12 protein-coding genes are annotated in these 14,632 nt (G+C 57.6%); 3 read left to right on the top strand and 9 right to left on the bottom strand.

The window, feature by feature from the left end:
- Positions 1-25: 25 nt before the first annotated feature.
- The gene (locus tag M5J09_RS03345) at positions 26-502 is read right to left on the bottom strand and encodes a nicotinamide-nucleotide amidohydrolase family protein (protein WP_257156958.1); all 477 of its coding nucleotides are present in this window, start codon (positions 500-502) and stop codon (positions 26-28) included.
- The gene (gene pgsA / locus M5J09_RS03340) at positions 499-1,089 is read right to left on the bottom strand and encodes a CDP-diacylglycerol--glycerol-3-phosphate 3-phosphatidyltransferase (RefSeq protein WP_144790205.1); all 591 of its coding nucleotides are present in this window, start codon (positions 1,087-1,089) and stop codon (positions 499-501) included. The genes M5J09_RS03345 and pgsA overlap by 4 nt, the downstream gene beginning before the upstream one ends.
- A gap of 112 nt (positions 1,090-1,201) precedes the next feature.
- Between pgsA and M5J09_RS03335 the strand changes: the two genes are divergently transcribed.
- The gene (locus M5J09_RS03335) at positions 1,202-1,492 is read left to right on the top strand and encodes a YciI family protein (protein WP_042531269.1); all 291 of its coding nucleotides are present in this window, start codon (positions 1,202-1,204) and stop codon (positions 1,490-1,492) included.
- Between the two features lie 24 nt (positions 1,493-1,516).
- Here M5J09_RS03335 and M5J09_RS03330 read toward each other — a convergent pair whose 3' ends face one another.
- The 7 genes from M5J09_RS03330 to dapB all read right to left on the bottom strand — a co-directional run bounded on the left by M5J09_RS03330 (position 1,517) and on the right by dapB (position 11,429).
- Positions 1,517-2,635, bottom strand: a complete 1,119-nt coding sequence (locus M5J09_RS03330) for a TerC family protein (protein WP_257156957.1) — start codon at positions 2,633-2,635, stop codon at positions 1,517-1,519.
- A gap of 180 nt (positions 2,636-2,815) precedes the next feature.
- Entirely contained in the window at positions 2,816-6,091 is a 3,276-nt protein-coding gene (locus M5J09_RS03325) for a DNA translocase FtsK 4TM domain-containing protein (RefSeq protein ID WP_257156956.1), read from the bottom strand.
- A 77-nt stretch (positions 6,092-6,168) separates the two neighbouring features.
- On the bottom strand, positions 6,169-6,807 hold the full coding sequence (locus M5J09_RS03320; RefSeq protein WP_042531275.1) for a TIGR03085 family metal-binding protein: 639 nt from the start codon (positions 6,805-6,807) through the stop codon (positions 6,169-6,171).
- Between the two features lie 42 nt (positions 6,808-6,849).
- Positions 6,850-8,952: a ribonuclease J gene (locus M5J09_RS03315; protein ID WP_257156955.1), complete on the bottom strand. Its 2,103-nt coding sequence runs from the start codon at positions 8,950-8,952 to the stop codon at positions 6,850-6,852.
- Between the two features lie 2 nt (positions 8,953-8,954).
- On the bottom strand, positions 8,955-9,863 hold the full coding sequence (dapA, locus tag M5J09_RS03310; RefSeq protein WP_257156954.1) for a 4-hydroxy-tetrahydrodipicolinate synthase: 909 nt from the start codon (positions 9,861-9,863) through the stop codon (positions 8,955-8,957).
- A gap of 70 nt (positions 9,864-9,933) precedes the next feature.
- A complete protein-coding gene (thyX, locus tag M5J09_RS03305; protein ID WP_257156953.1) occupies positions 9,934-10,683 on the bottom strand; it encodes an FAD-dependent thymidylate synthase in 750 nt (249 codons plus the stop codon).
- Positions 10,683-11,429: a 4-hydroxy-tetrahydrodipicolinate reductase gene (dapB, locus tag M5J09_RS03300; protein ID WP_257156952.1), complete on the bottom strand. Its 747-nt coding sequence runs from the start codon at positions 11,427-11,429 to the stop codon at positions 10,683-10,685. Before dapB ends, thyX begins: the two co-directional genes overlap by 1 nt.
- A 501-nt stretch (positions 11,430-11,930) precedes the next feature.
- On the opposite strand from dapB, the gene istA reads away from it, so the two are divergent.
- Positions 11,931-13,538: an IS21 family transposase gene (gene istA, locus M5J09_RS03295; protein WP_257156951.1), complete on the top strand. Its 1,608-nt coding sequence runs from the start codon at positions 11,931-11,933 to the stop codon at positions 13,536-13,538.
- A 17-nt stretch (positions 13,539-13,555) separates the two neighbouring features.
- Positions 13,556-14,314, top strand: a complete 759-nt coding sequence (locus M5J09_RS03290) for an ATP-binding protein (protein ID WP_102234194.1) — start codon at positions 13,556-13,558, stop codon at positions 14,312-14,314.
- Positions 14,315-14,632 lie beyond the last annotated feature (318 nt).

The raw sequence follows: 14,632 nt of genomic DNA, 5'->3' as shown, positions 1-14,632 counted from the left end.
CAGCCGCGCTTGTTCCCGAGTTCTCCTACTTTTCTTGGATAGTTGATAGAAGTAGGCTCAAGGCTGCGTTAACGGCCGCCTCACGTACCACATTGCGCCCAGCATTCTCGAGTTCGAAAAGAACACCACGCTTCGCCCCGCCCCTCCGGCACATCCCCACAAAGACAGTTCCGGCCGGCTTCCCTTCCTGTAGATCGGGCCCAGCTACTCCTGTGAGGCTTATTCCCCAGTCAGCACCGGTCTCCTCACAAGCGGCCCGCGCCATCTCGATAGCCGTCTCTGCGGACACAACCCCCTGCTTCTCCAGGTGCTGAACACTGGTGCCGAGGAAGTGCGCTTTCACCTCAGTCGCATACGTCACCAATCCGCCCCGCAGGACCGTTGAGGCTCCAGGTACGCTCGCTACAGTGGCGGCTGCTAGACCTGCGGTCAGCGATTCGCAGAAAGCTACCGTCTCACCTCGATCTCGCAGGGCTGCGACAACCTGCGCCGCTAGACTCACTGATTTTCCTTGCGTCCATCGACGAGATACTGAACACCCGTCACCACAGTCACAATGACGGCCGCAAGCATCACGATGAAGCTAGGGATGTCCATCCAGCCCGGAAGCGGGCACAGGTAGAGAGCCACAGCCACAGTCTGCAGCGCAGTCTTAAGTTTCCCGCCCTGGGAAGCAGGTACCACCTTGCCCTGGCGCAGCAAAAAGAAGCGCCAGATGGTGATTCCAAACTCGCGGACGAGAATGAGAACGGTCACCCACACTGGCAAGGCCCCAGTGATATTGAGACAGACAAACGCTGCGGTCATCAAGGCCTTGTCTGCAATGGGATCAGCAATCTTGCCAAAGTCTGTGATGAGCCCCCGCGAACGCGCGATATCGCCGTCCAACTTATCCGTGATCATGAGAAGCACGAAGCAGCCGAACGCCCACCAGCCGTGCCCAGTAAGCACCAACCAAGCAAAGAGTGGGATGAAGAGAATTCGCAGACTCGTCAGGATATTCGGCAGGTTCCAATTAGACACCTCGGGGTTAACATCCGTGGCATGAGATTGGTTTCGCGCATCCTGAGACTTGTTCACACGGCTCATCTTACCGTGTACACCCGTCACGAAGGGCCGTGACGCCATGGCTCATGTCCCGCATCGCCCCTACGCTTTAAACAGACCACAGATCCCCGCACTGCGCACTAGCATTATCAGCATGAAGTACTTTGCAGTGTCCTACGACTACAATCCGTCCAACCCGATCATCGCCCAGGCCCGCCCCAAGCACCGCGAATTCATCGGCGCTCTTCATGCGAAGGGCCAGGTATGCGGTTCTGGCCCCTTCACTGATTCCAAGGGAGGCGCGCTCATTGTCCTGCAGTTTGAGGACGAGTCTGTCGAGGTTGCCCAGGTCATCGAAATTATGGATCAGGATCCCTTCTACACGGAAGGCGCGGTCACTGCCCGCGCCTTCCGTGAGTGGAACCCCGTCATCAACTCTTTCTAAAACACCCCCACCAGCTGCTTAGGTTTACGGCAGCTGGTTCTCTGGTAGTTCCTCCGCCTTACCGAGGAACTCACCCTTCTTGTTGCGGACGATCTTGTTGCCAAAGTCATCCCAGTCGTAGTGATTGTGGGAAATGACTACACCACCTTGCGCTTGGTCGCGCTTGTCTTTCCACAGGGAAAGCACAACCGTAATGACAAGCACACCCACAATGACGAGCAGCGACATCAGCGTGGAAATCTCCGGTATGGCGCTGACATCCTCACCACCATTGATGAATGGCAGATTGTTCTCGTGCAGGGCGTGGAAGAGCAACTTCACACCGATGAAGAGCAAGATAATGCCCAGTCCATAGGGCAGGTACACCAGGCGATCAAGCAGGCCGTCGATGAGGAAGAACATCTGGCGCAGACCCATCAGCGCGAAAGCATTCGTGGTAAAGACCAAGAACGGCTCCGAGGTAATGCCGTAGATGGCTGGGATGGAGTCGAACGCAAACATCACGTCGATGAGACCGATGGCAGCCAGCGCCACGAACAACGGCGTCAGCGCAAACTTTCCCTTTTTCTCACCAGATTCCTCACGGTGCGTGAGTTTGTCACCGTGGTAGCGCGGGGTCACGTGGACAACCTTGCGCAGCCACTTCACCACCACCATGTCGTTGGGGTCAGTCTCAGGAGCGTCATTGATCTCATCAATGAGCAGCTTCACCGCGGTGTAGATGAGGAAGATAGCGAAGAGATAGAACACATCAGACCAGGCTGCGATAATAGCCGCACCCAACATGATGAAGATGAGGCGGAACACCAGCGCTAGGACGATGCCGATAAGCAGTACTTTCTGCTGGTACTTGCGTGGAATCTTAAACGAGCCCATGATGAGCGAGAAGACGAACAGGTTGTCCACGCTCAAGGCTTGCTCAGTAATCCAACCCGTATAGAACTGTGCGGCATGTTCATGGTCCCACAACACCCACACGACACCACCGAACACGACGGCGATGGCCATGTAGAACAACGTCCAGCCACCGGACTCTTTGAGACTCGGCTCGTGGGGTGAGCGTACGTGGCTATAAAAATCGAAAATAAAAAAGCCCAGGATCACTGCAATGGTGATGACCCAGACCCATACAGGTACATGCATAGCGCACTATCCCTCCGGTCGGCATAACAACAAAGACCGGAGGTCTCCCCCGCTAGCTAAGCTCACTCATGACTCAGCTAGCCGGCGCGACCGGGAACTGTCGTGCAGTTGCCGTGTTGACGATCAGCGCCGAAACAATGGGGTACTCCCCTCCAGGACCTGTCCTATCCTACACGGAATCTAGAACGCGCCGGCGGAGGGGTTGGCGTTGATCTGGACGGTCCGGGTGTCGTCGCCAAGCACTGCCCCATCTCCCTCAGCAGTAGCGTCCGCGGATGCCTCAGCGCCCTCAGCGTCCTGGATTTCCTTCGGGGCCTCTGCAGGATCCGCGCCCTTAATCATCCAGATGATGGTGTCGAGCTCCTCCGGTTTCACCAGAACTTCACGCGCCTTTGATCCTTCGGAGGGACCCACGACGCCGCGCGATTCCATAAGGTCCATGAGGCGACCGGCCTTGGCGAAACCGATACGAAGCTTGCGCTGGAGCATCGATGTGGAGCCCAACTGGGAGGTAACGACAAGGTCAACGGCCTCAAGGAGGTCGTCCATGTCCTTACCGATCTCTTCGTCGATCTCCTTCTTCGCTTCGGACGTCTTATCGTCGGTAACGCCCTCGGTATAGTTCGGGGTGCCTTGGGCCTTTGCGGCGTCGACAACCGCCTGCACCTCGTCGTCGGACACGAACGCTCCCTGCATACGTACCGGGCGGCCACCCTGCGGGATAAAGAGACCATCACCCATACCAATGAGTTTCTCCGCACCGCCCTGGTCCAGGATGACGCGAGAGTCGGTCAAGGAGGACGTGGCGAATGCAAGACGGGACGGCACGTTAGTCTTGATGAGACCTGTGACGACGTCGACAGACGGGCGCTGGGTTGCCAGTACCAAGTGGATACCGGCCGCACGCGCCTTCTGCGTAATACGCACGATGGAGTCCTCAATTTCCTTCGGCGCCGTCATCATGAGATCGGCGAGCTCGTCGACGACACACACGATGTAGGGGTAAGGGCGCATCTCCCGCTGGGACCCTGCCGGAGCCTGGTACTCGCCGCTGCGGACCTTGCGGTTGAAGTCCTCAATCTTGCGCACGCGAGCAGCCTGCATATCCATGTAGCGCTGCTCCATCTCCTCCACAAGCCACTGCAAGGCGGCCGCAGCCTTCTTTGGCTGCGTGATAATGGGAGTGATGAGGTGCGGGATACCCTCGTAAGGGGTGAGCTCGACCATCTTCGGGTCAACCAAGATGAGGCGAACATCCTCCGGTGTTGCGCGCGTCAGCAGCGACACCAGCATGGAGTTCACAAATGCCGACTTACCAGAGCCGGTAGCACCAGCCACGAGCAGGTGCGGCATCTTCTTCACGGAGAAAGAGGTGTACTGGCCCTCGATGTCCTTGCCCAAACCGATGAGCATCGGGTCATTGTCCGCACGCAGCGCCGGGGAATCCAGCACATCACGCAAACGCACCATCTCACGGTCGGCATTGGGAACCTCAATACCCACAGCAGATTTGCCCGGAATCGGGGTCAGCAGGCGCAGGTTGTCCGTAGCGACGGCATACGCCAAGTTGGACTGCAGGTTCGTGATTTTCGAAACCTTGACACCTGGTCCTAGCTCAATCTCGTAGCGGGTCACTGTGGGGCCACGGCTAAAGCCAGTGACCTGGGCGTCAACCTTGAACTCCTCAAAGACATCAGTGATGGCTTCGATAATTCGGTCGTTGGCCTCAGTCCGAGCCTTTGCGGGCTTACCCGCGGTGAGAAGCTCCGTGGTCGGGACATCGTAGCCACCGCCCAGAGCGGTATCCTCCGCACCAGTAGGTTCCACGGGGGCTGTCTGCGCTTCGGTCCGGGCTGGCTCGTCCACCTTGGCACCGGTCGTCGCATCACGCCCGGAGCGCTGCTGGAACAAGCGCACGGCTTCGGAGTGCGCAGCGGAAACAACATCGTCGCTGGCTGCACCAGGTTGAGCTGCGCTTGCCGACGCCCCCGCTGCCGCCGCACCCAGTGCCGCACCAGCCGCCCCACCGACGTCGACACGCGCACGCTTAGGTTGAGGTTTGGGCTGTGGCTTGGGTTCTGGCTCTGGTGTGGGCTCGCGCTTTGCTTGGGGTTCGGTGGGTTCCGGCACGGCTGGGAACTCGTCAGTGTCACCAAGCTTGGTTGTCGGCTCACTGTCGAAGGACGGGCGTCCATGCTGCACCGGCTCGTGGTGAACAGGCTGAGCAGCAGCCGAGTCAAAAGACACCGTAGCGTTCTCACCGGGCTCCGCTACCGGGTAAGTCTTCGCTGGGCGCGGGCGGGGACGTGGAGTATAGGATTGACGGACCGGCCGCTCACGACCTTCAGCAATAGCATCGATATCATCGCTGACGTAGCCGTAATCGTCCTCCGAATCGCCGACAAGCAGCTCTTCTTCCCCGCCTCCCTTACGATCACGCAGGCCGCTTACCAAGGCGGAGAACTGTGCCGCCACAAAGTCATAAGCTTCACGCAGGGTAATTCCCGTAATGTTGAGCGCCCCGTAGACGATGAGAAGGAACAGCAATGGAACCGCGACATAACTGGAAAATGCCGCGACGAGCAACTCACCAATCGCAAAACCAATAGCGCCACCGGCCTCACCAGCAGCATTATCCTTCCAGGTCAAGTCCGGAAGTCCAGCAAAAATATGTATGAGGCTTAGCATGCACACCACAATGAGCGAGGTGCCGCCGACAACACGCGGCTTGAAATGCCCAGCTGGCCCGGAGAGATCCATCATGAGTGCAATGGCTACTACCAGCAACGCCACCGGAAGAACATAGGCGCCGGCGCCAATGACATAGCGCACGGCGTCAGTGAGGTATTCACCAATAATGCCGGCAATCTGGAACCAGGTAGCGCATGCCAAGATAATGGCGACGCCAATCAGAACGAGAGCAACCGCATCCGGATTGGATACCCGAATGCTCGCTTCCTGGCGGGAAGGGCGCTGCAGAACGGTCGTGGCGGCATCCTCATCGAAGCCCCGTGCGCGGGTCACCTTGCTCTTCTTCTGAGGGACCTTACCTGCAAGTTGCTCAGTTGTGGTGTGTGTAGCCTTCTTGTTCTTCGCGCGCCCAGAAATTTCCCCTGGCTCCCTCAACTCGTCGTAATCCTCGTACGCCTCTGCGTCATAGGCATCATAATCATCGTCGTAGACATCCTCGTCCCGACCGCCCTGCCCCACGGGCTTGAGCCCTGCAAGGCCATGCCCGACGCCCCGGGCCATACCGCCCATGCCGCGAGCAGTTGCGCCAAAAACCGCTCCAAACCCGCGCCCCACGGCACGAAAGGCGCTGCCGGTCCTCTCATCAGAGGTCTCGGCAGCGCGATGAGCAGACGTCAACGAGTAAGTGCTTCGGCCGGACGGCCGCGAACGATCAGCGGCACGACCTCGACCAGAAGCGCGAGACGGAGCGTTTTTGACAGACATGTCTGCCACTCTAGTAGCAAACACACCATTAACAACATAAGCCACACGCGTGTGGCGATCTTTTTGTCGAGTTCAGGCTATAGACTTGACCTAACGATCGCGGACTCATCACCCACAATCTGCACCTGTGCAGCATCGCGACCAAAAGCCCACAGCAGAACCTCGGACACCGTTCCGCGAACCCGCACCACTGCATCGCCTTTATCGGCCACACCGTGCTTATCCGCCGTCACGATGGGCGGGAAACCCTCTGCCTCCAGCACTACCGGCAGCGTCGACTTCGACAGAAAACTCGGCCCCATCATTTTCAAAGGAAGGTGAAGTTCGTTCTGTGTCGCGGCAGAAAAGTCCCGCGCTTCGGTGCGTCCATTTGCCCGACGAATGTCCTCGTGATGAACAAAGTGCTCTGCTGAATTAAGAACCTTATCTACATAGCGAAGTGGGTTGAACTTATGTGCGCCCTTCCCCCAGTCATCAACAACCTCATCGTAATCACGCTCGAGTACTTCCTCGGTCACCGTGTCCAAGCGTGGCTTCAGCGCCGGAATGAAGAGACCTGCAGAGGCATCCAGTCTGTTTTCGCGCACCCACAGGTGTGCGGCGAGGTCACGGGTAGTCCACCCCTCACACAATGTCGGCGCATCGGGGCCTAGCTCATGAAAGAGCGCCACCATCTTGGTGCGCTCAGCAGATGAAAACGACATGCACCCCAGCATACCTGCCTGGAGTAGGAACGCTGGGGTGCAGTCACAGACGCTTTAGAGCGACTCGCGGGAGGCTTCAACCTCGTCATCATCCGGGAGCAGGATATCCGAGTTGGTCGGGACAATCGTGGGCAAAATGACCGGCTCACGCTTGTACTTCGAGGACATCAGCTTGGCTACCTTGCGGCGGATCTTCTGGACCATGCGGTAGGTGTCATTCTCACCTTCAGCGGCGAGGTCATTCATGGAATTCTCGACCATCTCCGCAACCTCCGGTACGATGCCGCGGTCATCATCGGAGAAGCCCGTCGTGGAGACCGTCGGGTGCTCCAGCAGGCGGGACGTGCGGTTGTCAATGACACAGGTAATGGACACAACGCCACCGGCACCAAGGTTGGTGCGGTCTGCGAGGGTATCTGCGTCGACGTCACCCATGGACACACCATCAACGTAAAGATTGCCCACTGGCAATTGGCCGACTACCTCAGCGCGTCCATTGCGCAGATCGACCACAACACCGTTCTGTGCCAGGACTACGCGGTCACGGGCAACACCCGTGGAGATCGCGAGCTCCTTGTTGGCGCGCAAGTGACGCCACTCACCGTGAACCGGCATGGCGTTCTTTGGACGTGCTGCGTTGTAGAGGAACAGCAGCTCGCCGCCGTAGCCGTGACCAGAGGCGTGAACTTTAGCTTCCTTATTAGTGATGACCTCAGCACCAATCTGGGACAGCATGTTGATGACGCCAAACACGGCCTCCTCGTTACCCGGAATCAGGGAAGAGGAGAAGACGATGAGGTCACCATCACGTACCGTGATCTGACGGTGCTCGCGGCGTGCCATACGGGACAGCGCTGCCATCGGCTCTCCCTGAGTACCGGTAGTGATGAGCAGCACCTTGTGCGGAGCCATCTTGGCGGCTTCATCGATCGGGATGATCGTGCCGCGTGGAACCTTAAGGAAGCCCATCTTCTCCGCGATTTCCATGTTGCGCATCATCGAGCGACCGTTGAACGCAACCTTACGGCCGGCGGCGACGGCCGCGTCGATAGCCGCCTGTACGCGGTAGACGTTAGATGCAAAGGACGCGATAATCACACGCTGCTTAGCACCCGACACCAGACGACGGAAGGTTGCCGGAATATCGCCCTCAGAGGCCGACACGCCAGGAATATTGGCGTTAGTGGAATCACACAGCATGAGGTCAACGCCTTCATCGCCATAACGCGACAGTGCCGGAAGATCCGTCGGACGGTTGTCCAGCGGAGTCTGGTCCAGCTTAATGTCACCGGTGTGGATGATGTTGCCGGCTGGGGTGCCTAGCATGACACCGAGCGCATCCGGGACGGAGTGGTTAACGGCCCAGAAGCGGCAGCGGAATGGGCCATAATTCACGTCAGATTTCTCGTTGACCTCAACAAACTTCGGCTTCTGACGGTGTTCCTTACACTTCGCAGCGATGAGCGCGATGGTGAAACGCGAAGCGACAATCGGGATGTCAGGTCGCAGCTTGAGCAGCCACGGAATAGCACCAATGTGGTCCTCGTGCGCGTGGGTGACGACGAGGGCCTTGACCTTGTGAATCTTCTTCTCAATCGGGCCAAAGTCCGGCAGAATTAGGTCCACGCCCGGCTCTCCAGAGGATGGGAAGAGCACACCACAGTCAATAATGAGCAGCTCATCCTGGTACTCGAAGACGGTCATATTACGGCCGATCTCGGAGATACCGCCCAAGGCGTAGATGCGCAGGGCATCCTTCTGCTGCTTCGGCGGCTCCGGCAGGCGCTTAGTCAGGTCCGCGCCCTGCATGGACTTAGGCACATTGCGGCGACCACGGTTGTTATTGCGGTTGCGACCGTTGTTGCGGCCGCCGTTGTTGTTATTACCGTTGTTGTTATTGCCATTATGGTTGCCGCCATTGCCACCGCGGCCACGACCACGGCCACCGCGGGAACCACGGGAACGGGAGCGGCGATTGCCGTCTTCAGAGTTCGAATCGTTCGAGTTGCCGGATTCGTTTGCGGTGTTGCCAGAAGCAGCCGCATCATTCGGTGCTTGGAAAACCGGCGAAGCCGCCTCATTCGAGGCGGTCTCAGTCTCCGAAGGCGGACCCGCCTTACGGGTCACCTTGCGGGAACGGTTACGGGGTTCAGTCATTCTTAAAGGACTCCAGCCTTCTCCAAATCGTGGCGGAGGGCCTCGACCTCATCCGCGTCTGCCGCGGATACGGGGAGGCGAGGATCTCCTACTTCAATGCCCTGCAGGCGCAGGGCAGCCTTAACAAATGTTGCTCCGCCCAGTCGGCCTTGTGCCTGAATGAGCGGGGTTAAAGTTTTCGCGTTGATCTCACGTGCGCGTGCAATATCACCTTCATCGAAGGCGACGTAAAGATCAGCCAGGGCGCGCGGTGCGATGTGACCAATCACGGAGATGACACCTGAGGCACCGAGGGCAAGCCACGGCAGGTTCAGGCCGTCATCACCGGAGTACCACGCCAAACCGGTCTCCTGGATAAGCGGTGCGGCCGCAACAAGATCGCCTTTGGCGTCCTTAACGGCCTGGATGTTCGGCACCTCCGCGAGGCGAAGAAGTGTCTCCGTCTCAATTGGGATACCCGAGCGGCCAGGGATGTCATACAGACAAATGGGGAGGTCTACGGCGTCCGCTACGGCAGTGAAGTGCGCATACACACCAGCCTGGGAGGGCTTGGAGTAGTACGGGGTGACGACCAAGAGGCTGTCCGCCCCAGCATCTGCAAAAGCGCGGGCTGCCTCGATACTCGTAGCGGTGTTGTTGGTTCCTGCACCAGCGCACAGCTTGGCGCGGTCCCCCACCTCGTCCTTCACAACTGTAAACAGTTCCAGCTTCTCATCCAGTGACGTTGTCGGCGACTCACCCGTGGTACCTGCCAGGATGAGTGAATCGATGCCATTGTCAACGAGATGAGCTGCTAGGCGACGCCCCGCAGACACGTCCAGCGCACCAGCCTGGTCAAAGGGAGTGACCATGGCTACGCCCACGCGTCCGAAGATGTCGACGCCCGTCTGTACTGCCATACCTGTGCTCATAGGCGTCAAGATTACCCGCTTTGCGCCCTGTTAGCTGAATCGGGGCCGCGCGCGAGTCTCAAATTTCCTCTTAGGCGTATGGACTGGATGCCATTTCGGTGCCGTCAGCGAGGGTGGTGATAGTGAAATCGTCGAAAAGCACTGGCGATTGCTCCCGCAACAACTTCAGACACGTCACGGCAAGCTGGCGCAACTCGGTGTCTGCCTGTTCCGTTGCCCGTGCGCCAATGAAATGCCGCCACGCACGGTAGTTTCCGGTCACTACGATGCGCGATTCTGTGAGATTGGGCAGAACGGCTCGGGCAGCCTGCCGCGCTTGCTTCTTACGCAGAAGCGCGTTGGGCTCTTGATCGAGTTTGGACTCGAGGGCATCAAGAAGCTCTTCGTAGACGAAGCGCGCATCATCCGCGGCCTGCAAAGTCAGGCGAGTAAGCTGTTCATCCTCCGCGATGAGTTTCGGCAACACCACCTCGGTCTCCTCGGGGTGAACAAATCTCTGCGAGAGTTGTGAAAACGAGAAATGGCGGTGTCGAACCAGCTCGTGAGTAGCTGAACGCGACAGGCCGCGGATGTAGAGCGTAGCCGTCGCATGCTCCAGCAGTGCATCGTGACCGACTTCCAAGATGTGGTGCAGATAAGCCTGATTGGAGGCCGTCCGGGGGTTCGGCTTGTCAAAGGACTCGTAGCAGGCACGTCCGGAAAACTCGACAAGAGCCTCGCTGTCCGACGCCCCCTCATCCACCTCCCACTCCACTCCCCGTGGCGCGTGAAAGGATGTCGCCGCGATGAGCTGAACATCAAGCTCGGTAACTTTTGCCATTACAGCCCCAAGTACTGCTCAAGACCCACGGTCAGGCCCGGATGGGAGGCAATCTCACGCACGCCAACGAGTACGCCAGGCGTAAAGGAGGAACGGTCATAAGAATCTTGACGGATGGTCAGGGATTGGCCTTGAGTACCGAAAATAACCTCTTCGTGCGCCACCATTCCCTGCATACGCACTGCATGTACATGAACGCCGTCGACGTCTGCGCCACGCGCTCCGTCAAGCGACTGCTCAGTCTTGTCCGGCATGGCATCAAGGCCTGCTTCCTTGCGCGCATTCGCAATACCTTGGGCAGTGTGAACAGCGGTACCTGAAGGAGCATCAAGCTTATTGGGGTGGTGGTATTCCACAACCTCAGCGCTATCAAAGAACTTCGCAGCTTGGGCCGCGAAGACCATGGTCAGCACGGCCGAAATGGCAAAGTTGGGAGCGATGAGCACGTGCCCAGCGCCGTCCTTTTTCGTCCATGCCTCAACCTGAGCAAGACGCTCGGCATCGAAGCCCGTGGTGCCGACGACAGCATGAATACCGTGCTGAATACAGAACTCTAGGTTCTCCATGACAGTCGCCGGCTGGGTGAAGTCAACAGCCACTTGGGCGCCGGACTCAACCAGCTCTTCTAGCGAAGAGTCACGGTTAATCTCAGCGACGAGCTCTAGATCCTCTGCAGCAGTAACGCCTTCCACGATTGCCTGTCCCACGCGCCCCTTCGCGCCGAGAACGCCCACCTTGATAGTCATTCACAATCCCTTCATCCGTGTTCGTGCGGTCAATTGTGTCCAGTCTATCCCTGAAGATATGCAGCGCTCAGAAAGGGGCATGTGGCGCCATCTTTCTTCGATTGCACCATTCACCTACCCCCGTTGTTGTGTATCAGTAAAACCTATACCCCCAGCTCGACAAGAGTCGAACACACAACCTAAAGCATTACTCAACACCCCCATGCTTCTTGGTTTGTGAAGTTTATCCCCGCAGGCTATAGACCTTGGTTTGTGCCGGCACTAAGATTAGTTGTAGAACACTTCTTCTAACACTCTTTTCTCGGGGGATACGCCAATGAGCACCACCATCCTGCCGGACGCCTTCTTTAGCATCAGGACGCTTCAGTTGTCGATTTGGGGTAGTTGGTACCGGTGTTCCACGTACCCGGTACTGCATGGGGTTTTCTTTCATAGTTGATGTTGGCGACACCACAATCCGCTGGTGTTGCGTCAACTTCTACTTGGAAGGAGCTGGTCCTTGTGGCCAACTTCAAACAGATCATCGCGATGTGCCTTGATGGTGCTAGCTACGCGCAGATCACACACGCATTGGGATGTTCACGACGAGAAGTATCCCGAGCAAAGAAAGTCATCAACGATGAGGCACTAACTCCAGAGCGTTTCCGTCAACTCCCACCGGGATGGTTCGACGATCGATTCAGCGACGGCCGGAGTAAGCGGACGATGTCCTACGACCAGCCTGATTTTCATGCTCTTGCACACAAGCTGAAAAGTACGAAGCACGTGACCAGGCACAAGCTGTGGATGGACTACGTGTCGCAGCCGTGTCCGACGGACAAGACAAAGTACCAGTACTCCCAGTTCTGCAGTGGGCTCAATGAATTTCTCCGTGCCAACGATCTCGTCGAAGTTGTCACCCATGAGCCAGGGCAAGAGCTTTATGTCGACTGGGCCGGTGACAAAGTGCCTGTAGTAGATCAGGCCAGTGGTGATACCGCGTTCAAGGCGTCATTGTTTGTCGCGGTCAGCCCGTACTCAGGGTTGATGTACGTTACTGCTGCTGCGAATGAGAAGATGCCGGCGTGGATTGAGTGCCATGTTAAGGCGTTGAATTATCTTGGCAAAGTACCAGCGGTCATCGTGCCAGATAATGCTTCTACGGCGACGTATCGGCCGAAGAAGACCTCTACATACCGGATGGTCACTGACCGCTACGCAGCGTTTGCTGACTATTACGGCGTCACGATCGTGCCGACTAGGCCCGGCAGGCCTCGTGACAAGGCAGCAGTAGAGCGTGCCGTGAAAATCGCCTACACCAAAATCCTGGGCTACTTCAGCAATGAGGTCTTCTACAACCTCGATGAGCTTAATGAGGCGATCGCGGAGCGTCTTGCTGATATCAACGGCGCAATGACGCGGCCTGATGGCACAACACGGCAGATGCGCTTTGATCAAGAAGAAGCACCAATGATGCGGGATCTTCCGCCGACGCCGTTTACGGAAGTGTCTTATAAGCGGCTTAAAGTCGATCGCAACTGGCACATCACCTGTGACTACCAGTACTACTCAGTGCCATTTCAGCTGGTAGGAGAATCGGTAACAGTCAGACTCACCCCGCAACTGGTGAGCATCTTCAACGGGGAGCAGCTTGTTGCTGAACACACGCGCCTTCACGGATTCAAATACCGGTATTCCACCAACCCTCAGCATGCACCGCGTGGCGATGATGAAGGCCACAAGGCGCTTACCCGTGATGAGCTTTTGGCCTGGGCCTCGTCGTTTGGGGCAGCAACGCACGCAGTCATAGCGATGATCCTCGACCGCAATAGTGCCGCCGTACCCCGCGGACTCATCCAGGCACGCAACGTGCTGGCCAACCTGGGCAAAAAGCACAACAAAGCCACCCTCGAACCTGCCTGCCAGCAGGTCGTGGACAAGAAGCTGGCCCCCACGATGGCAGTGATCAAACGCATCCAGACTGACATTGCCCACGCCCAACAACATCCCGGGGCACCAGGGCCGAAAACACAGCCCGTGGCCAAGCGCCAACCACGCCCAAGCACCCCGCTTACCGGCGACGTGGCCGATGCCGTCTTTATCCGGCCTGCTGACCACTACGAAAACTAGAAGGAGTGTGAAAAATCATGAGCAGCATCGATGACGAGATTGTGCGGGCGAAAATGCGCAAGCTTCGCGTATCAACCTTCGCTGACATCTTCTACGAGGTTGTCAACGACGAGGCCTATGCGGATGCGCTACCAGAAGACATCTTCCTCGCCGCAGTCGAAGAAGCCTACACACAACGACAACAGCGCAACATTGCCAAGGCTATAACCCAGGCACAATTCCGATACCCAGATGCAAGCCTGGCTGAAATCACCCGGGCAGAACAACGCGGTATCAACATGCGCCAGCTGAAACGAATCGCAGCAACCAACTGGCGGGAAAACCCGACCAATATTCACATCCTCGCCCCGACCGGAACAGGCAAGACATACATTGCCTGCGCCATCGGCATCGCCGCATGCAAGGCCGGATATTCCGTGGCGTACTACCGGCTGGATCAACTTGTAGACATGCTGGCGGTCTTCTCACCGACTGACCAAAACTACCTCGATAAGATGCGGAAACTGATCAACGTCGATGTCCTTATCATCGACGACTTTATGACCATCAGCATCAACCAGCGCGGGCAAGAAGACCTAACCAAGATCATATTCGACCGCGACGGAAGGCTCCCAACACTGATCTCCTCCCAATCAGCTGCCGCCTACTGGGTTGAAACACTGCCAGACAGAGTCGGAGCCGATTCACTTGTAAGCCGCCTCAACAACGGCCACCGAATCCATATCGGAGACTTCGACATGCGCAAAGCCACCGCACCCACCACCCCAGACGACTAAGACAAACGGTCCGGGCCGACGCACCCCTCGGCCCGGTACCAACTACCCGGAACACGACAGTACCGAGTCCCCAGAATGTAAAGTGTCAGCACCTCGTGCACGGTGAGTGTCATCAGGTTGTGCACACTGGGTGTCAGGAGGTTGTGCACACTGTGTCCCATGGGTGTGTGCACAGTCCTGCGTGTTTAGTGGAGTTGGGGTTGCCCGCAAATCGTGGACACGTAGTGGAGCTACCTAGTGGTTAGGCAGCTATTTCTTTTCTACTGGTGGTTAGACCAATGTGGTTTTCGAAGTCGACGGGGCTGACCATCCCGAGTG

This window comes from Corynebacterium sp. BF-R-2 (assembly GCF_024586525.1).
In the GTDB taxonomy this organism is placed as follows: domain Bacteria; phylum Actinomycetota; class Actinomycetes; order Mycobacteriales; family Mycobacteriaceae; genus Corynebacterium; species Corynebacterium singulare.
This window is presented reverse-complemented; position numbering and strand designations above follow the sequence as displayed.

Coding starts and splice junctions, on each gene's coding strand:
- pgsA (WP_144790205.1), bottom strand. CDS start 1,089: ATGAGCCGTGTGAACAAGTCTCAGGATGCGCGAAACCAATCTCATGCC.
- M5J09_RS03335 (WP_042531269.1), top strand. CDS start 1,202: ATGAAGTACTTTGCAGTGTCCTACGACTACAATCCGTCCAACCCGATC.
- M5J09_RS03330 (WP_257156957.1), bottom strand. CDS start 2,635: ATGCATGTACCTGTATGGGTCTGGGTCATCACCATTGCAGTGATCCTG.
- M5J09_RS03325 (WP_257156956.1), bottom strand. CDS start 6,091: ATGTCTGTCAAAAACGCTCCGTCTCGCGCTTCTGGTCGAGGTCGTGCC.
- M5J09_RS03320 (WP_042531275.1), bottom strand. CDS start 6,807: ATGCTGGGGTGCATGTCGTTTTCATCTGCTGAGCGCACCAAGATGGTG.
- M5J09_RS03315 (WP_257156955.1), bottom strand. CDS start 8,952: ATGACTGAACCCCGTAACCGTTCCCGCAAGGTGACCCGTAAGGCGGGT.
- dapA (WP_257156954.1), bottom strand. CDS start 9,863: ATGAGCACAGGTATGGCAGTACAGACGGGCGTCGACATCTTCGGACGC.
- thyX (WP_257156953.1), bottom strand. CDS start 10,683: ATGGCAAAAGTTACCGAGCTTGATGTTCAGCTCATCGCGGCGACATCC.
- dapB (WP_257156952.1), bottom strand. CDS start 11,429: ATGACTATCAAGGTGGGCGTTCTCGGCGCGAAGGGGCGCGTGGGACAG.
- M5J09_RS03290 (WP_102234194.1), top strand. CDS start 13,556: ATGAGCAGCATCGATGACGAGATTGTGCGGGCGAAAATGCGCAAGCTT.